The sequence below is a fragment of the Paenibacillus lacisediminis genome, assembly GCF_046567315.2.
Genome location: NZ_JBKIAX020000013.1, coordinates 68,262 through 86,277, shown reverse-complemented (window position 1 = coordinate 86,277; position 18,016 = coordinate 68,262). Strand labels below are relative to the sequence as shown.

17 protein-coding genes are annotated in these 18,016 nt (G+C 46.0%); 1 reads left to right on the top strand and 16 read right to left on the bottom strand.

Annotated features, from left to right (window positions below; genetic code table 11):
- Positions 1–173: 173 nt before the first annotated feature.
- Positions 174–1,028: a helix-turn-helix domain-containing protein gene (locus tag ACLD72_RS22490; protein WP_411002507.1), complete on the bottom strand. Its 855-nt coding sequence runs from the start codon at positions 1,026–1,028 to the stop codon at positions 174–176.
- Positions 1,029–1,200: 172 nt separating this feature from the next.
- Between ACLD72_RS22490 and ACLD72_RS22485 the strand changes: the two genes are divergently transcribed.
- Positions 1,201–2,355 carry an epoxide hydrolase family protein gene (locus ACLD72_RS22485; protein WP_411002517.1) on the top strand — a complete coding sequence of 385 codons (1,155 nt, stop codon included), beginning with the start codon at positions 1,201–1,203 and terminating at the stop codon, positions 2,353–2,355.
- A gap of 181 nt (positions 2,356–2,536) precedes the next feature.
- On the opposite strand, the gene ACLD72_RS22480 is transcribed toward ACLD72_RS22485, so the two are convergent.
- From ACLD72_RS22480 to ACLD72_RS22410, 15 genes are all read right to left on the bottom strand, one after another.
- Positions 2,537–2,806 carry a type II toxin-antitoxin system RelE family toxin gene (locus tag ACLD72_RS22480; protein ID WP_326043934.1) on the bottom strand — a complete coding sequence of 90 codons (270 nt, stop codon included), beginning with the start codon at positions 2,804–2,806 and terminating at the stop codon, positions 2,537–2,539.
- Positions 2,790–3,011, bottom strand: coding sequence for a hypothetical protein (locus ACLD72_RS22475; RefSeq protein WP_411002506.1), 222 nt, complete (start codon positions 3,009–3,011; stop codon positions 2,790–2,792). Before ACLD72_RS22475 ends, ACLD72_RS22480 begins: the two co-directional genes overlap by 17 nt.
- Before the next feature lie 289 nt (positions 3,012–3,300).
- Positions 3,301–4,338 carry a Gfo/Idh/MocA family protein gene (locus tag ACLD72_RS22470; RefSeq protein WP_411002505.1) on the bottom strand — a complete coding sequence of 346 codons (1,038 nt, stop codon included), beginning with the start codon at positions 4,336–4,338 and terminating at the stop codon, positions 3,301–3,303.
- A 13-nt stretch (positions 4,339–4,351) separates the two neighbouring features.
- Complete coding sequence (locus ACLD72_RS22465; RefSeq protein ID WP_411002504.1) at positions 4,352–5,320, bottom strand: sugar phosphate isomerase/epimerase family protein; 969 nt, start codon at positions 5,318–5,320, stop codon at positions 4,352–4,354.
- Between the two features lie 16 nt (positions 5,321–5,336).
- The gene (locus ACLD72_RS22460) at positions 5,337–6,047 is read right to left on the bottom strand and encodes a ThuA domain-containing protein (RefSeq protein ID WP_213510739.1); all 711 of its coding nucleotides are present in this window, start codon (positions 6,045–6,047) and stop codon (positions 5,337–5,339) included.
- 14 nt (positions 6,048–6,061) lie between these two features.
- Positions 6,062–7,135: a Gfo/Idh/MocA family protein gene (locus tag ACLD72_RS22455; RefSeq protein WP_411002503.1), complete on the bottom strand. Its 1,074-nt coding sequence runs from the start codon at positions 7,133–7,135 to the stop codon at positions 6,062–6,064.
- Between the two features lie 162 nt (positions 7,136–7,297).
- On the bottom strand, positions 7,298–8,164 hold the full coding sequence (locus ACLD72_RS22450; protein WP_411002502.1) for a helix-turn-helix domain-containing protein: 867 nt from the start codon (positions 8,162–8,164) through the stop codon (positions 7,298–7,300).
- Positions 8,165–8,257: 93 nt separating this feature from the next.
- Positions 8,258–10,567 carry an ABC transporter permease gene (locus tag ACLD72_RS22445; RefSeq protein WP_411002501.1) on the bottom strand — a complete coding sequence of 770 codons (2,310 nt, stop codon included), beginning with the start codon at positions 10,565–10,567 and terminating at the stop codon, positions 8,258–8,260.
- The gene (locus tag ACLD72_RS22440) at positions 10,564–11,247 is read right to left on the bottom strand and encodes an ABC transporter ATP-binding protein (protein ID WP_411002500.1); all 684 of its coding nucleotides are present in this window, start codon (positions 11,245–11,247) and stop codon (positions 10,564–10,566) included. Before ACLD72_RS22440 ends, ACLD72_RS22445 begins: the two co-directional genes overlap by 4 nt.
- Before the next feature lie 64 nt (positions 11,248–11,311).
- The gene (locus ACLD72_RS22435; RefSeq protein WP_458476165.1) at positions 11,312–12,175 is read right to left on the bottom strand and encodes a sensor histidine kinase; all 864 of its coding nucleotides are present in this window, start codon (positions 12,173–12,175) and stop codon (positions 11,312–11,314) included.
- Between the two features lie 183 nt (positions 12,176–12,358).
- Entirely contained in the window at positions 12,359–13,045 is a 687-nt protein-coding gene (locus ACLD72_RS22430; RefSeq protein WP_411002498.1) for a response regulator transcription factor, read from the bottom strand.
- Positions 13,046–14,609: 1,564 nt separating this feature from the next.
- Positions 14,610–15,593, bottom strand: a complete 984-nt coding sequence (locus ACLD72_RS22425) for a hypothetical protein (RefSeq protein WP_411002496.1) — start codon at positions 15,591–15,593, stop codon at positions 14,610–14,612.
- 317 nt (positions 15,594–15,910) lie between these two features.
- Positions 15,911–16,156 carry an RNA polymerase sigma factor gene (locus ACLD72_RS22420; protein WP_155620608.1) on the bottom strand — a complete coding sequence of 82 codons (246 nt, stop codon included), beginning with the start codon at positions 16,154–16,156 and terminating at the stop codon, positions 15,911–15,913.
- Positions 16,157–16,648: 492 nt separating this feature from the next.
- Entirely contained in the window at positions 16,649–17,044 is a 396-nt protein-coding gene (locus ACLD72_RS22415; RefSeq protein ID WP_155620607.1) for a DUF6979 family protein, read from the bottom strand.
- 40 nt (positions 17,045–17,084) lie between these two features.
- Positions 17,085–17,765, bottom strand: a complete 681-nt coding sequence (locus tag ACLD72_RS22410; RefSeq protein WP_411002495.1) for a serine/threonine protein kinase — start codon at positions 17,763–17,765, stop codon at positions 17,085–17,087.
- Between the last annotated feature and the right edge of the window lie 251 nt (positions 17,766–18,016).

The window sequence follows — 18,016 nt, the reverse complement described above, 5'->3', positions numbered from 1 at the left end:
TTTCCTCCTTTGTGAACGCAAAAAAACCACACAAATGACCAGCAAGGCCTTTGTGTGGCGAAAATAGAGACTAGTCTCCAGAAAAGTCCACATCATCCAAAATAGGTTTTAGGTATTCCGTTCCTGTAACATTATAAAAGCATCCTTTGAACGTTGTCAATTGCAGCATGGTGTTATTGAACGGCCGAGAACTTGCGGGAGTTCGTCCGATACGTTGTCGGCGACATCCCTCTTTTGGATGTAAATTGTTTGATGAAGTAAGTATCATACTCGAATCCAGTGGCACGTGCGATATCATTAAGGTTCATATCCGTATGCGTTAAAAGATCACCCGCTACTTTTAAGCGATGCGAAAGCAAGTAGCCGATTGCGGTAGTTCCGCATCTTTCCTGAAACATCTTATTCAGCGTCACACGGTTCAAATGAGCGCAATTCGTCAAATCTTCCAAAGAAATCTTTCTGGGATAATTCGTGTGTATATATTCCAACACCACATCAACAGGTGATTGTTCGCTATTGCGATTCAAATCCTCAAGCAAACCCATAATTTGAATAAAGTACTTTTTTATTCTGCACGCCCACCGTTCATCGCTTTGCGCCTGCACTTCCGTGCCAAGTACAAAAAACCATTCAAATAAAAGCGGATATGCTTTCTCGGTTATACGAGGTACGCCTCTATTGGGATGATCACTTTGAAAAAGGGAAAGCCCTGTTTGTATTCTCGGAACGGACGGAAAGTAACCCTGTGTTTCGGAAAGAGTTACGGTGTTCAGAAACTCGGGATGAAAACTAAAGGATTGTGCAGCGATGTTTTGCTTCTCAATGATTTTCATCTCATCAGCTTCAGCCAAACAAAGGACACCAGGAGCGGCAATAGATATCGGACGATCGTTTAATATCCCGCTCATGCTTCCGGACGTTATGAAAATCAGAGTAAGACGTTCAGGATATGGAAGATTACTAAAATCCTCCACGGCGACAAATTCAATGTTCACGGTACGGTTTTTGTATCGATCCATTTGCGGCATAACAGTCACCTATTATCAAATAGTATAGTTAAATGCTTCATTTATGCCAGTGTACCACACAAGATTGACGGATATAATAACGATGTAACAACTAAGCCCATGCTTTGAAGCAAGTTTGTTCGAAGTTGACTCAGGAAGTAAGGCTCACCAAACTTTTAGGAGGGAAATCATGATGGCTATTGAACGTTTTCATATTCACGTTTCCGATGAGATCCTTGACGATCTGCAATACAGACTGCATCACATCCGTTGGCCGGATCAATTAGAAAACTCCGGTTGGGAACGAGGCACGGATTTAAGTTATTTAAAATCGCTAGTTTCATATTGGAGAGACCATTATGATTGGCGCGCACAAGAATCCGAGTTGAACCGTTTTTCCCAGTTTCGCTGCAATATCGACGGGATCGACGTGCACTTCGTACATGAGCGTGGTAAAGGACCTAACCCTTTGCCCCTTATTCTTACTCACGGCTGGCCCGACAGCTACCTTCGTTACCAAAAAATCATCCCGCTTCTTACGGACCCAGCCAGCTATGGCGGCAACCCTGAGGACTCTTTTGACGTCATTGTCCCTTCAGTGCCTGGATTTGGGTTCTCCAGCCGCCCTGAACATCCTGGCGTCAACAATTTTCGTGTCTCCGAAATGTGGGCTAAGCTCATGACCCAAGAATTAGGTTACAAAAAATTTGTTGCCGCGGGCGGGGATGTTGGCTCCGGTGTGACAAGATACCTGGCAGCAAACCATCCCGAACTGTTATTCGGCATCCACCTAACCGATATCGGGATTATAAGAGATCTCATGACTTCATCGGAACAGGCCAAGCTTTCGGAAGAAGAACTGCGATACAAGAAAAATGCGGCGGAATGGATTGCTCAGGAGGGAGGCTATATGTCCATTCAATCGACACGCCCGCAAACCCTAGCTTATGGACTATCCGACTCGCCGGCAGGTTTAGCAAGTTGGATACTAGAGAAATTCCGGACATGGAGCGATTGTAATGGCAACCTCAAGCAAAAATTCAGTGAGGATGAGCTCATCACACATATTATGATTTATTGGGTGACGAACACCATAGGATCGACAGCACATATGTACTATGAAAATGCGCATTCTTTGCCGCCACTGGGGTACATCAAGGTCCCGACAGGTCTTGCCTTATTCTCGGCAGATATATTGTTACCGCCCAAAGCATGGGCAACGCGCAACCTGAACGTAACTCGCTGGACTTCGCTGCCCCGCGGCGGACATTTTACCGCTATGGAAGAACCTGAGCTTTTCGCCGATGATATTCGCGCATTTTGCAAGCCTTTTAGAACGACAAACTAAAGAAATCATATAAGAAAAATGGGCCGCTGCACGTACAGTGTAAGTCAATATCGTGCTGGCGGCACTTTCACCAATCAGCTTATTAGACGGGAAAGTAAGCTTTTCTTTAGTCATCATGGGCTGCTAATCCAAAATTGAAAATGCCCCGAACTCAACTAGAGTTACGGAGCATTAATGATATCTATTTGTATACATCACCACGAGGCCCTATCTTTACAATTGTTATTAATAACATATTGTTTTGGATCTCATAAATAATTCTATAATTTCCTACACGTAATCGATAAAAATCACCATTGTATCCCTTCATTTTCTTTGTTTGAGGGTTTCCAAAGGGGTTATTTTTCAATTCTTCAATCGCTTCCAAGATTCTTCTGGCTGCTGACACATCTATTTTACTTAATGTTTTAACTGCAAACTTTGAAAATTCCACATTATAACTGGAGTTCACGTTTAACGTCCTCCAGTGATAAGGTTTTCCCTTCTTGTTGATCTTTCCGAGCTTCTTCTATCGCCTTAATGTCTTCTTCTGTAAGCATATCCTCTTCATCGAATTGCTGATCTAACAACCACGACAAAAAACTCTTAGCTAACACCTTATTCTTACTATTTAGCTTCTTGACCAATACTTCGAGTTCTTCATTAGGTACACTCATAATTCGTACCTCCTTTGTTAAACATTATAACTTAATTTATGATTAAATCTCCAGTATGCGTGCAGACATTTTCGCAGCATTTCTCCGCCAGTTCCCCCGCATCAAAATCCATTTATAAATCCGTGTGTTGGCTCTGTCGTCCGCTTGCGATATTCCTTCGGTGAAAGCCTTCGATTTAGTTGAAGGTATGCGTTGTTTTAACACAAAAAAAGCTAACCGCTTGGTTAACCTTTTTTGTGTTGAATGGTTATTGGATGCAGATTTCCATCAGGCCAATGAATTTCCTAGGTCATCCTTTATGGCTTGCCCTAAAAATATCTTCGATAACATTCATTACTTTGCGGACTTCATGATTTTTCACGATCGGCTCCGCGCCTTCGCGAACGACTTCATAAAAGTTTTGATAAAAAGGAACAAAATCCGCTTTGGGTTCCGGGAAGGCGATTCTTTCGGTTGCCTCTTCCGAAGGCGGCGCCATCGTTTTGGTGAGTCCCACCCCCGCTTGGATCGGCGCCGGAGCCGGGACATCCTCACGGCCGGTAGCGCCAATGATCTCGCCGGACAAATCCCAATCGTCAATTTTTGCGGTCCCCTCCAGGCCTTTTACATACCAGCGAGGGAGCTTGGTATAGTTGGTAGTGCCTACCTCAACCAAGGCCTTCACGCCATTTTCAAAGGTAATGTAGCTCATAAATCCATCATCAACTTCATCGCCTAAAATATAGCTTAAATCCGACTGCACGCTCTTAATTGGACTGTCTACCAGCCATAGCAGTTGATCCAGCAAATGGACCCCCCAATCCAACAGCATGCCGCCCCCATGTTTCTGCAAATGACGCCAATCCCCCGGAATGCCGTTGGCACCTTGAACGCGAGATTCGATTTGGAATATATCACCAATCGTCTTTTTTTGATACAGCTGCCGAATGATGAGAAAATCCGGGTCCCAACGACGATTCTGGTGAACCATAAAGACGTTTCCGGTCGCTTCGGCAACCGCCAAAATCTCATCGAGTTCCTGGGTGTTCATTGCCACCGGCTTTTCGCAAACCACATGCTTGCCCGCCCGCAGGGCTTTAATCGCTATTTCTTTATGAGAATCGTTGGGTGTTGCGATAAGAATGGCTTCGATATTTCCGTCATTCAACACTTCTTCCAGGCTTTCATAAATCCGCAGGCCCTTGCCTTGGGATATTTGCTGTCTTTCGCCGGAAATATCATAGGTCCCCACGACATGAACTCGAGTACTTTCCGCAGGTATAAGATTGTGGGCATGGTAGGAACCCATGCCGCCATAGCCAATTACGGCAAAATTAATGATTGACATCCTTCATGCTCCTTTACGCCCACCACATTGCCGTGGGTTGTTCATGAATCATGATCGATTTTAAGTTGGTAATGGCACGAGTCAACCCTTCGTCAATAGACATTATCGGATCTTCATGCTCAATGCTTAAGACATAGTCATAGCCGTAAACGCGCAATGCGGAAATGATGTCCGACCATACCTTCAAGTCATGGCCGCAGCCTACAGAGCGGAAGGTCCATGCGCGAGTCTTCACATTGCCGTAGGGCTGCATATCCGTTAAGCCGTACATATTGATGTTGTCCTGATCCAAATAGGTATCTTTGGCGTGGAAATGGTGGATCGCACCGGCCTCTCCAAGAATCTTGACAGCAGCCACCGGATCGATCCCCTGCCACCATAAATGGCTGGGATCCAGGTTGCAGCCGATGGCTTTGCCGGCCGCTTCCCGCAGTTTCAACATAGTATAAGGCGTATGGGCCAAGAAGCCGCCATGAAGCTCAATTCCGATCTTCACACCTGCCGCTTCCGCTTCCGTGTTAATCCCCTTCCAGTAAGGGATCAATTTTTGTTCCCATTGATAAGCATAGCTGTCATCATATTCGGTTGGCCAAGGCAATACAGGCCAATTTACCTGGGTATCCGCTGCATTCCCGCCCGATACGCCGGAGAAACCATTCACAACCGGAACGTTCAGCAAGCTTGCCAATTTGATGGTCTTGCGCAGTAATTCATCCGCTTCCGCAGCCACTTCTTTCACCGGTGAAATCGGGTTGTTATGGCAGCTAAGCGCGGAAATTTCCAAGCCTTTGTCCGCTAATTTGGCCAAATATTCTTTTCTTGCCTCGCTGCTTGCCAGCAATTGATCAATATCCAAATGAGCGTTGCCCGGATAGCCCCCGGTACCGATTTCAACCGTTTGCAACCCTTTATTGGCCACTTCCTCAATCATCGCTTCAAAACTCAAATCGTTAAACAATGGCGTAAATACACCTAGTTTCACTTTCGATCACTCCTTTCTATTTTTCACGCGCTTCATAGTGGCCATATGCAGGGTACAGGTTCTGGGTTGGCGCGCACCAACGAATGCTGTTTTTAATGACCTTTTGCACCTTTTCGTTGTAATAGCTCGGATAGGTTTCATGGCCGGGTTGGAAATAGAAGATTTTGCCGTTCCCTCGGCGGTAAGTAGAGCCGCTGCGGAAGACTTCTCCTCCGGGGAACCAACTGACAAAGATTAATTCGTCCGGCGCCGGAATATCAAAATGCTCGCCATACATCTCCTCTTGTTCCAATTCGATGAAATCGCCAATCCCCTCAACAATCGGATGACTCGGATTGACATTCCAAATGCGGCAATGTTTGCCGTCTTCCCGCCACTTCAAATCGCAAGAAGTGCCCATTAATTTTTTGAAGATTTTCGAGAAATGTCCCGAGTGTAGCACAACAAGCCCCATGCCTTCAAGAACACGCTTATGCACGCGTTCCACGATTTCATCCTGAACTTCATCATGGGCCATATGACCCCACCAAATCAAGACGTCGGTCTCCTCTAATGTCTCTTCCGTCAAACCATGCTCCGGTTCATCTAAAGTCGCTGTTTTTACCTTAAACTGATCTTCGGACAAGAACTTTGCCAGTTGTCCATGAATCCCCTCCGGGTACATCTCCTGGACAGCTTTATCGGTTTTCTCATGACGAAATTCATTCCATACGGTGACTTGTATCACTGATATACCTCCTCCTAGAGATATACCGGCTCGCCGGTCTTCGAAGATTTATAAATCGCTTCTAAAATTTCAGTAACCACCAAGGCTTCCTCTGGTTTCACTACAGGTTCGGTATCATGGAGAATGGCATTGATCCAGGATTTGGCTTCAAGAATCTCCGGTTTCTCACCGGCGCCATCGTAGAAGTCGACACCGCCCGTTTGCAATTCAATTTTCTTCTCATACAGTAAGCTGTGGTCTTCGCCATTGATGGTCAAACCATTGTTCATATCGGCGCCCGCTTTGGTTCCGCACAGGGTGGTTTTGGCTTCTTTCACATCCAAGCTATTTAAGGCCCAGCTTGATTCCAGGAAGATCGTTGCGCCGTTTTCCATCACAACAAAACCGAAAGCGGAGTCTTCTACGGTGAATTTTTCAGGATCCCATGGTCCCCAAGCGTTGGCGGCATTGGGAGTTTGGGATAAGGCGTGATAGGTTTTCCCAACCACGTATTTAGGCTTGTAATTGTTCATCATCCAGAGCGTCAGGTCTAAAGCGTGCGTGCCGATATCAATCAACGGACCTCCGCCTTGGGCTTCTTCGTCCAGGAAAACGCCCCATGTCGGCACCGCACGGCGGCGAATCGCATGCGCTTTTCCGAAATAAATCTCTCCCAATCCGCCTTCTTTACAAACCTCATGCAAATATCTCGAATCGGTCCGGAACCGGTTTTGATAACCGATCGTCAACTTTTTGCCGGTGCGCTTGGACGCTTCAATCATGCTTCTGGCTTCTTCGGAGGTTTTCGCCATCGGTTTTTCACACATCACATGACAATCCGCTTCCATGGCGGCAATGGACAACTCGGCATGAGAAGAGTTAGGGGTACAAACATGAACAACATCCAAATCGGTATTCGCTAACATTTTCTTGTAATCATCAAAAACCTGCGCATTTTTGGTGCCGAATTTTTCTTTTGCTTCTTCTGCGCGTTCCACGATGATATCGCAAAATGCCACTATTTCTGCTTCTTCAACCTTTGAAAGCGCTGGCAAATGCTTGCCATTGGCAATCCCGCCGCATCCGATAATTCCAACTTTTAATTTCATAATCTGCCTCCTGAAAACGTTTCTAATTGTCGAATTCATTATAGCCAAATCCGCAGCCTCTTTCTTCCCGCTTTTCCCGCAAAAAACTCCCGAATATTGCGCTTTCATAGAGAACCAAAAAAAGGGCTTTAAACGAGAATGCCTCGTCTAAGCCCATGTTTCTTAATGGTTATTCAAATTCTTCCGGTACTGCAGCGGCGATTGTCCTACCGTTTCCTTAAACACATGATGGAAGGTTTTCACGCTGGCAAAGCCGGCCTTTTCGGCAACTTCCACCATCGGTATCTTCTCATTCGCTAAAATAAACTTGGCTTGATTAATACGATATTCCGTCAAGAACTGCATAAACGTTTGTCCCGTATTGGTTTTGAAGAAACGAGTGAAATAGTAAGGACTGAAGCCCACGAATTTGGCAACATCCTCCAACGCAATGACTTCCCGGTATCGATCTTCCACATATTCAAATACTTGATTGAGCAGATCTAAAGTTTCTTTATGTTGAATGGCAGATCGTTTGGCCGGCACTTTTCTTTCTTTGCGCCGTGGCAAATGCAAATAGAATTCTCCAATCAATTGATACAGATAACCTAGTGTCAAATAATTCATGCCAGCGGGTTTACTCTGTTCGATCCCATAAAGATGAACCAACAGCTCCGTGGCCTTCCGAGCCAGCGTCTTAGGCCAATTGCGGCTATGCGGTTCCCCCGATTCAAAGAGACTTAGCAAAGAGTCTTCGGAAGTCCGCAAAATTTTCTCATCAAACACCTTCAGGTTAAACTGAAAGACATAACGTTCACTTTCCGGGGAAGCCAAGAAATAATGCGCTTCTCCGCTTGGGAAGAAGAAGATTTCCCCTTCCTCCAGTTGAACGATATCTTCATCAATGCCTATGTTTACCTTGCCTTTTCGGGAATAGATGATTTCAATTTCTTTATGCCAATGGGGATAAACGATAGTCATACCGTCGTTTAGGAACGTTCTGAACGGGATTGAATCCTCGAACTCCGGAAATTCCAGATAATAACTCATAACCAATTGACTCCCTATATGTCGGATAACTGCTGCAATTATATAATAACGGGAAAAACGAATAAATGCAGCAGCGGAGTCTTTAACTGAATTTCACTGCGCGTTCACCACATTGATGATGCTCGCTTTTTTTACTTTTTTGGTCGGTGAGATCACCGCCACAAACGTCGTGAGAATTGCCGCTAAAATGGTGACCGCCAAAACCGTGATTGGCGGCTGCCAAAGCTTACCCCAGTTGGAGGTAATCATCAGTCCAAAGAAAAAACGATGTAGAAGCAGTCCCAAAACACCACCCGCTAGACTGCCCGATATTGCATAAGCCGCAGCCTCGGCCGTAACCATCCTTTTCAACTGCTTGCCGGACATGCCTACCGCACGCATCACGCCATAGTTGGCCATGCGGCTGGAAACGCTGGCGTTTATAGTATTTAGGATGTTAATCAGCGCGACCAGCGCAATCACCATCAGAAACCCGTAAACGAATACCGCCATGGCGTAATAAGCCGCACGAGTTTCGAGGTTGGCCTGCTGTTTGTCAAGCAGCCGCATTTGCGGCGTGATCAGGCTTCTGACCTGCTCGGAAATATCTGCATCGACTTGCATGTCGATAATGGTGTAGTCGGAAATCCCGGTCAACGCGGTAAAGGTGGTTTCGGAGCAAATGATTATCCATTCGCCTTTCGCTGCCACAAACGGCGTGTCGGAGAGGATCCCGGCAACCTGCACCTTATAAGCTCCTCCGGGCAGATGGAGGGTGATGGTGTCGCCTACCTTCCATTTTAACTCTTCCGAATAACTGACGAATACTCCGTTTCCGTTCTGCACCTGATCCCTACTGCCGGAAATCAGCTTGTCTGCCGCCCATTTAAACTGCGGTTCGTCATAAGAAATTAACGTGGCCGTATTGTCGCCTTGCTTCTGACTTGCCGGAATATCACGGAACACCATCCGACCATAGATATTTTTGATATGCGGAAGCGCCTTGGTTTCTTCCATCAGGGAACGGTCAAGCAAAGTGGAATCCTTCACGCCCATAATGGAGAGATCAGGCGCGTAAGGCTTCAAAGGCCTTAAAGCATGACCCATGAAAGCAATCAAAACCGAGAAGCACAAAAACAGGATGATGCTTAGCGCAAAAGAGCCCGATATCAACACCATACTCTTTTTATTGGAAAAAGCGTGCTGGAACCCCAGCGCCTTGTCTATGCGAAACCATTTGGTGTTTGCCGCTCGATTGATGGGTTGATGATTCGCCTGATTGATATTTCCGGTTACGGCCGCTTGCGGAGATACCTTTGCTGCCTTTTTGGCCGGCGACCTGGAGGCGAGCATGACCACTAAAAATCCGACCGTCGTACCGGCAGCCATAGCGGGCCAACTGATTTGAAACACCGGCATTTCCGGCAAGTACTTATAATTCAAGGCATTTAGGGATAAAACTGCCGTCCACATCACGCCGCATCCGGCCAATAACCCGATCGGAATCCCTTTCAGGCAATACAGCATACCCTCCCGACGGATATACCGTTTGATTTGCTTTTTCGTGGCGCCAAGACAACGCAGCAGGCCAAAAAATTGCGTTCGTTCCAGCACGCTCATGTTAAAACTGCTGGCGATCATAAATGTAGCGGCCATCGTAATTAGGACAAAGAGAATTCCTGCCGTGAGGTAGAGATCGATCATCGAACTGTCGTCGCTTTGTCCCATCAAGCCAAGCAGAATAAGGTTTGTCGAGACCTGTTTATCGGTCAGGTCATGCTCCGCTTTGATCTCGGATAGCGCCCGGTTAATGTTCACATTGCTTTTAAACTGGATATAATAATATTCTCTTTTTTCGGATGGAAGCGCACGAATCCCCTTAGTTGACAGATACAGGCCGTGGGAGTCGGAACCTTTCAAACTGGAAAAATCGTTGTACGTCCCGGTAATCTTATATTTCCGCATTTGCCCGTCATTTAAAGCAATATCTATCGTATCCCCAAGGGACAGACCGAATTGCTCAAGGGCGAGCCTGTCAAGCAAAGCCTCCCGTTCGAAGACCGGATAAGCTCCCTCTTGCACAACCAGATTCATTTGTTCGACGATATCCTGTTCGCCGCCAAGAATAGACAGTCTTTTTCCTTGTACAACCGTATCCTCGGCCATACCGATCCAACCCGATACCTTAACATCGCTCCGGCCTGCGATTTGCCCGGCGATGCCGTCCGATATCCCCGTAATTACGGCATGGTAATTTCCTTTTTGCCGGATGTTCTCGTTGATTTGCGCTTTTACGCTCATGTCGGCCATCCCGAACACGGCCACGACCAGCATCACCGATATGGCGATGCAAACCACGGTGAGCCGGTTTTTCTTGCTATGGACTTTGGCGTATTCCACAACCAACCCCAGATAACTTTTCATTCGTCGTACACCCCTAAATGGGTAAGCACGCCGTCCGACACTTGCAGCACCCGATCCGCCGTCGAAGCCATGCTCCGGTTATGCGTAATCATGATAATCGTCTGCTGATAGCGTTTGGATGCCGTTTTTAGCAGGGAAATCACCTCATTGCTGTTTTGGCTATCCAAGTTGCCGGTAGGTTCATCCGCCAGAATCAGCATGGGGCGGGTAATCAAGGCGCGGCCGATCGCCACGCGTTGCTGCTGACCGCCGGATAACTGGCGGGGCAAATGCTTGCGCCGGTCCGTCAAGGACAGAACGGCCAGGATTTCTTCCACATACGCTTGATCCGGTTTTTTATAATCGAGCAGCAAGGGAAAGGTGATATTCTGCTCCACATTCAGTTCCGGGATCAGGTTAAACGCCTGAAAGATAAAGCCGATATTCCTGCGGCGGAAAATGGTCAGTTTTTCGTCCTCCATGCGAAAAATATCGTTCCCGTCGATCCATACCTTGCCGGATGTAGGCGTATCCAGAGCCCCGATCATATTCAAAAGTGTACTCTTTCCTGAGCCAGACTCCCCAACAACGGCGACAAACTCACCTTTGGGTACGGTAAAGCTTACATTTCTTAAGGCGTTAACGGCCGTTTCTCCGGTTCCATAGGTTTTGTATACGGAATTCACTTCCAACAAATTCAAATTCGCTCACTCCTTTCTATCACGGAGTTTACTATCTGCGGCTTACTCTTCCATGAATTCCGTCTTACGTTTTCGTAAGGTTGAGAAAACTCATCACAAAAGCGGCGCCATTCCCTAAAGCACTATCCACCGTGATGGTGCCGTCATGCGCTTCAACAATGGCCTTGGTCAGCGAAAGACCCAGGCCGATGCCTTGCGTATCTTTGGAAAAACGGCTGCGGTAAAACCGCTTGAAAATATGGTGGATATCTTCCGGGTGAATGCCGCTTCCGTTATCTTTGACCGTGATTTGCGTAACGGAAGGCAGCTCGTTCCATTCAATGGTGATATGACCGCCTGATTCCGTATGGTCCAGCGCATTTTTCACCACATTGCTAACGGCTTCCAAGATCCAGCCCCGGTCACAAACCAGTTCGGCATGCGGCGGCCCCGACAGGGTCATGGTTTTCTGCTCCAGATTGACGCGTGTTTCAAAATGCAGCCGGAGGTCGTTCATCATATCGGCGATATTTTCGGGAAGCCTCTCAATCATGATCGAACCTGCATCCCATTTTGTAATCTTCAAAAGGCTTTGGACCAGTGTTTCAATCCGGTCGATTTCCCGTTCCGACTTGACTGCAAATTCGTGTATGGTGGCCGGATCCTCGCTTTTGTCCTGCAAAAGCCCGTTGTAGATATTGAGCGCGGCAAGGGGCGTTTTCAACTGGTGGGAAATATCCGAGAGCGTGTCTTTCAGAAACTCTTTCGTTTTCTGCTCCTTGGTGGCATGCGCATCCAGCGTCGTAGCCAACGTGTTCACCGCGTGAAACAACTTATACAGGCTTCCTTCGCTGTCACATTCGATCCGCGCATGGGTATGGCCCGTTAGGAAACGGGAGATTTGAGAGATGGCATCCTCTATCGCGCGATCCTGTCTTCTAAAATACAAGAAACAACTAGCCAATACAGCTGCAGCGATCAGAAGCGAGAGGAAGAAAAGGCCCAGATGAAGAAAGCCATTAGACGACCATATCAAAAACTGAGATAATCCCATAAACGAAAACAAGATACAGACTAATGAAATAAACAGCTTTCTAATATCTTGATTGGTAAAAATGCGCATCGTCCCACCTCAATTCGTCACCTTCCACTTATATCCCATACCTCTGACCGTCAACAGGATTTGCGGATGATTGGGGTCCTCCTCGATCTTCATCCGCAGTCTGCGAATATAAACCGCCAGAGTGTTGTCATCGACATAGTTGCCATGCCCATCCCACAGCTTGTCCAGGATCATTTCTTTGGAAAGAATTTGATTCGGGTGACTCATAAGCAAGCAAAGCAGCTTATACTCCGCAGCCGTCAACGGTAGTAGCATCTCGTCCTTATAAGCTTGTCCCTGCAGCAGCAATACCTTGATGCCATTCGACGCTATTTCCGCATCCGCCGCTGCAAAATCCTTCGCCCTCCGCAGCACAGCATTGATTCTGGACACAAGCACGCCCAATTTAAACGGCTTGGTGATATAATCGTCGCCACCCATATCCAGCCCCATAACCATGTTCACTTCCTCGTCAGAAGCCGTTAGAAAGACAATCGGGACCTTCGAAACCTGCCGGACCTTCCGGCAAACCTCAAAGCCGGAACCGTCCGGCAAGGACACATCCAATATCAGCAAATCATAAGTTCCGTCCGCAAAAAGAACCTCCGCCTCCCTTATCGTCCGGGCAATATCCAAATGAAACCCCTGCTTGTTTAGTGAATACGAAAGTCCGTCAATCAGGCTTAAATCATCTTCAAGCAGCAGGATCTTGTTCATTTTTTCACTTCCCCTTGTTTATCTTAGGAATATCCTATTATGATTCGAGATTGTGGGAAAATTCAAGCACTTCGTTGAAAAGAAAGATGGGCACTGTACGTGCAGTGGTCCATCAAACTTCAATATTTTACGCGTGTTCGATCTCCAGAAAATCCATCCAAACTTGTTCATAATAAACAGGCTTCGCATCCATACTAAAAAAAGTTAAGGAGCTGTAAGCAAAGTGAGTATATTTACGGAAGTTGCCCCAGCAAATCAATTACCGGAAGGAACCGAAATTCAAACCGTTGCCGATGTGATCACCCGGCAACTGCGCCATGGCTGCCCTGCGGGCGCCTAAACTGAAACTAAGGTTATAGATAACCAGTTCACCGTGTGTGAGTTGTTTCCCCTGCCCATCCGGAACGGAAAAACGCCAGAGGTGAACCGCCCCATTTGCACTGACATTCATTAAGATCGATTTCCCGTCCAGGGACCAGTGAGGTGTTACGCCTGGCTGCTTAAGCCCGAGGAAATCTTTAATCGCATAGTCGCCAACCGGATACTTGAACCCTTCGGTAAGTTCCCTGGGCTCTCCCCCTACCAACGGAATAATCCATATCCCCCGGTTGGTATAATATCCCGATTTTCGGTCATGACCTATATAGGCAATGAACCTCCCATCCGGCGACCACGACGGATAATTGGCGGGCCCTGCACTTCGAGTTAGACGGCGTGCAACCCCTCCCTGGATGGGATAACCCAAATATCATTGACTAAATCCAATTCAGTCCTTTCCGAGATTCGGTTGCCGGCTACCGCTATAAAACGACCGTCAGGAGACCACGCCGGGGAAGAAAAATTATAGTTGCCAAAAGTCAATTGCTTAAATACGCCTCTCTCTGGACCCATGACTTGAACAGTGAACAAATGACAGTTCTTATTGACGAGAAATCCTACGCTATCCGAAGTTGGTCTACGACCAATACATTATGGGAAAATCGTTCTCGTGGATTAAGCGCTTGCTCCTCCTCTTTTTCCTTGTCACCCGCGCTTAGACGAATGATACAGGCGATTGTTTGGCCATCAGGACTCCATGCCGGCACACCGGCAACGTTTCCTAAATAGGAAAACAACTCCGGCGCTTCTCCGGTGTTGTGCATGATCCATAGTTGCCGCGAACCCGAGCGGCTGGAGATGAAAGAAATCAACTGTCCATCGGGAGACCAACGTGGGCAATTCTCGAACTGTCCGGCGAGATTTGCGGATCATTCACGGCCCTCAAGTTGAAAAGATCCTCTGAAGTCAATCGTCTTCCATATCTCATATAAATCCTCAATTCGAGACTTTTATTAGTTTTGCCTCAGCATATGCCTAACTGAGAGTAGGGGTTCGGGAAGAGATATGCTCCGCCTGTTCAAAGACAAGTATACGGACTGGACTGGGTGTCAAGATCAAATGCAGATCATATGCAGCGAGGACGAAAAAATAAAAAAGTGCAGAACCGAAGTTCTACACTTTCGTTTATTTCAGGTTTTCTTTCTATAAGCTTATACCTTCTTCGCAGCATGAACTCGTTAAGTTATTAATTTTTCCATCTGAAAAATGAAGGTTTTACCGTCTGGTAAGAATTCGTGTCTACAGACGACTCATCATAATTGCTCCATTCATTTAGATTGAACGATTCATGACCTACCTTTAGATAAGGATACTTATACCATGAATCGTAATAAGACCCAGTAAACTTAACGCCAGGATAGAGTGCAGTCAAGGTCATTCCTATTTTTTCCTGATGATCTTTCAGCTGCTGAAAGATTAATGCTCGCTGTTCCTCAGTAATTGAGTTCCCCTGCTTTAAATCAACATATTTTGAATAATCAAATAATGTGTGGACCCTATAATCATAGGGAAATATAGTTTTCTCATTGCGTATAATTTTAAATTCGAAAGTCATATCGCCTTGAAATGTATTGTACAATCTACTGAAATTTTGTTCCAAAAGCATGCTCAGTTCAGTTTCATCCGGCATAGAGCTAATATTTGAAGGAAGTTGCAGGTGACTGAGATCTACTGTTTTTTCGCTTTCAGGAGTAACCTGCAGTTGGAAATAGGCCAGATTCTTCGAATCTTTTCCTTTATAGGCTAAAAACAATTTATCCGTTGCTACATTTTTAGGTACAGTGTACACAAGCCAACTGGAAGTATCTTTTTTATTATCTATAAAAATATCGAAATGCGGCAAAGGACTTGAGTATAATATCGGTCGTAAATATCTGTCTCCTTCAGCATTGACCAAATTGAAATCATCTTCTGACGGAATATAATTTTGGGAATCGTGATCCAAATCAATCCGAACCAATACTACAATATATTCATTACCATCAGTCGGACGGGAATTGTAGTATCTTGCTTCGGCAACCTTTCTCCATGCCTGATCCCCTCTTAAAACTTTTTCCACCGTGATGCCTATTGATTTTTTATTGTTGGAGCTTAATGTAGCATCAACAGTCACTGTTTGTCCCATAGTAGCAGGGGATTTAGACGGGTTATCTGATGAATCGGCTCCCAAAGCTTCCTCGAGAAACGCAACGATAGCCTCAGCCTGATTTGATTTATCTGCCCAACCTAATTTCTTGTTTAATTCTACTGCCTGTTTTGCATCATCTAGATAAGAGTATTTCGTATAGGGTGATACATATGATAAGTCTGTTTGGGGTGCAAGTAGTCTTACAGGTTATAGATACAACCGCATAGGTCCTGTCAGGGGAAATGTCCTCCGAAGAATGTCTGAATTCACTAAGCCCTGCTCCCGAAACGAGGCCGTGCAACGTAAAATAATAGTCTCCGGAAGCTTTGGATTGGTTGATTGAAATAGCCTCTTTGCTTTCAAACGCATCCGCTAACAGCCGATCGCCCAAATGCCCGGCGATCGTGCAGCCGAATTGCAATCGATATGAGAAAAGCTTTGGGATTACGGGACGCATCCATCTTGGGCCGCAGCTTCACGGCCTTAAGAAAAGTTTCCTGATACAAATCGTCTGTATCCTCTTTGTTTCCCGTCAACTTGTAGCAAAAACCGTAAATCGACTTGCCGTGCAGCCTCACGAGCTCGATCAACTCATCAGTATCCAATTACCTTCTCCTTCCCAAATGGCCATTCATCTACATATTGTCATAACCAAGATAATTGGTTCATCTATTTGGTGCATGGTGGGCCCATAACCCTGAACTTAACCCGTGGCAAAGGACACCACTATATTTCGAGATAACCCCGCAGCGTGAATATGACACTATTAGATACTGGCGCCATCACTCCTAAAATAAAAAATGCCCCAAAACTCAACGGGAGTTACGGAGCATTAATGATATCTATTTGTAATAATGCCGACTACACACGGCATAAAGATAAGATAAGTTGGTTTCCGATCTTCTCTCGAAGATTTTACTAATATTCTGACATCCCCATGTTATTGAATACTTGTTCCTAACCCTCTTATCTTCAGTTGATTCAATACTATTATAGCTCCCGAGAATATTCCCGCTAATAACCACGAACCAATGCCTATTCCTCCTGTTGCCTTCATTGCATTTCCCAATTATTAAATAATTCAATCAGCAGAATCATCAGGGTTCATTTATGTATTTCTTCATATAAAGTGCTTTCACAACATCCATTTGGTGATTATGTGACATTCCCCTGCCATTTGTGGCCTTATTCCATAGTTCTTTAAGATCTTCTAATAGATCCGGTTGGGCCTTTATTAACTCTGTCGCCTTGATTGCATAATTTTTGTTTTTGGAGTTTCTTTTTGTATTATAAAGAGCTTTAGAAACCCCCTTGATGTAGCCTTCTTCACATAAACCTAGAAAAGCATTCTTTGGACACCCCTTCTTCTGTCCCCAAGTTCCTGCACCAAACAATTCGGATGTTGCTATATCCCAAGCCTTAGCCGGTGAATTAGTCACTCCTCGATTAAGTAGCTCCGCTGCTTTTACTGCTGCTTGCCCATACTTACTCATACTAATCCTCCCTGAGTTTACTTCGTTTATAAACCCTGTTTTATTTGCGCTCACCAAAGAATAACCCACTCACTCGCTTAGCGAACTCTTCAATGCTGAAGGCGGCCGTATCGATCCGGTTATACCAGTTGGTTACAGTTTCCAGCATCCATAATGGAACCTTTACCCCGCTAATGAGCGGATAAACGTGCTGATACGCCCAGACCAGGTGCTCCCACCTGTTGTCGTTGCCCTCTTTGATATATTCCGAAACATCAAGGACCTTTCCCCTTCCCTCTTGCAGGAGAACATTCTTAAGATGAATATCCCTTGGGTTCAGCCATTGACTTCGCACGAACCGCCGGGCTTCCTCCACGTCCTGGATGGCTTGCTCGGGAACCGGCACACCGTGCAGAAGACAGTCGTACAACGTCATACCTTGTTCTAAACTTAAAACCAAATAGTTAGGACCAACACCATAACATTGCGGAAAATAATGCGACCCTTTTAACCGATCATAAATCCCTGCCTCGACATCCTTTTTTTCTAAAGCCTGAGCGGCATACACTTTATAAGCGTAATCAGGCGCGGCCGGATCATAAAAAACGGCAGCATCCGTACCGACGCCGATGCAGCGCAAATTTTCCGGAAACCGAATAACGGAAACTGGCTTATTGTTTTCATGACCTTCCAGTACGACAAGCCTTAATGCCTCCTCCGCCCGTTTCCAATCCGAATTCATGGCCACCCACCCCTTTGGTTTCGCCAGGAACCATTTTTTTGTTTAATGAGTGATCGCATATAACGTTACTGTGTTCACGACGTCCCACCGATTAAAGGCTTTGCCAGGAGAGGGCCGCGATAAGGTTAACCGAGTATCTATTCTCAAAGCTCACTCGATTCGCCTTCCGGGAATGCAAATTGATGGTGCTCAAATAACATATGCTTTGCTTCTTAAAATGAGTTAGGCGAAAAATCATCAACCATCCTTTC

Coding starts and splice junctions, on each gene's coding strand:
- ACLD72_RS22490 (WP_411002507.1), bottom strand. CDS start 1,028: ATGCCGCAAATGGATCGATACAAAAACCGTACCGTGAACATTGAATTT.
- ACLD72_RS22485 (WP_411002517.1), top strand. CDS start 1,201: ATGGCTATTGAACGTTTTCATATTCACGTTTCCGATGAGATCCTTGAC.
- ACLD72_RS22475 (WP_411002506.1), bottom strand. CDS start 3,011: ATGAGTGTACCTAATGAAGAACTCGAAGTATTGGTCAAGAAGCTAAAT.
- ACLD72_RS22470 (WP_411002505.1), bottom strand. CDS start 4,338: ATGTCAATCATTAATTTTGCCGTAATTGGCTATGGCGGCATGGGTTCC.
- ACLD72_RS22455 (WP_411002503.1), bottom strand. CDS start 7,135: ATGAAATTAAAAGTTGGAATTATCGGATGCGGCGGGATTGCCAATGGC.
- ACLD72_RS22450 (WP_411002502.1), bottom strand. CDS start 8,164: ATGAGTTATTATCTGGAATTTCCGGAGTTCGAGGATTCAATCCCGTTC.
- ACLD72_RS22445 (WP_411002501.1), bottom strand. CDS start 10,567: ATGAAAAGTTATCTGGGGTTGGTTGTGGAATACGCCAAAGTCCATAGC.
- ACLD72_RS22430 (WP_411002498.1), bottom strand. CDS start 13,045: ATGAACAAGATCCTGCTGCTTGAAGATGATTTAAGCCTGATTGACGGA.
- ACLD72_RS22415 (WP_155620607.1), bottom strand. CDS start 17,044: ATGAGTAAGTATGGGCAAGCAGCAGTAAAAGCAGCGGAGCTACTTAAT.
- ACLD72_RS22410 (WP_411002495.1), bottom strand. CDS start 17,765: ATGAATTCGGATTGGAAACGGGCGGAGGAGGCATTAAGGCTTGTCGTA.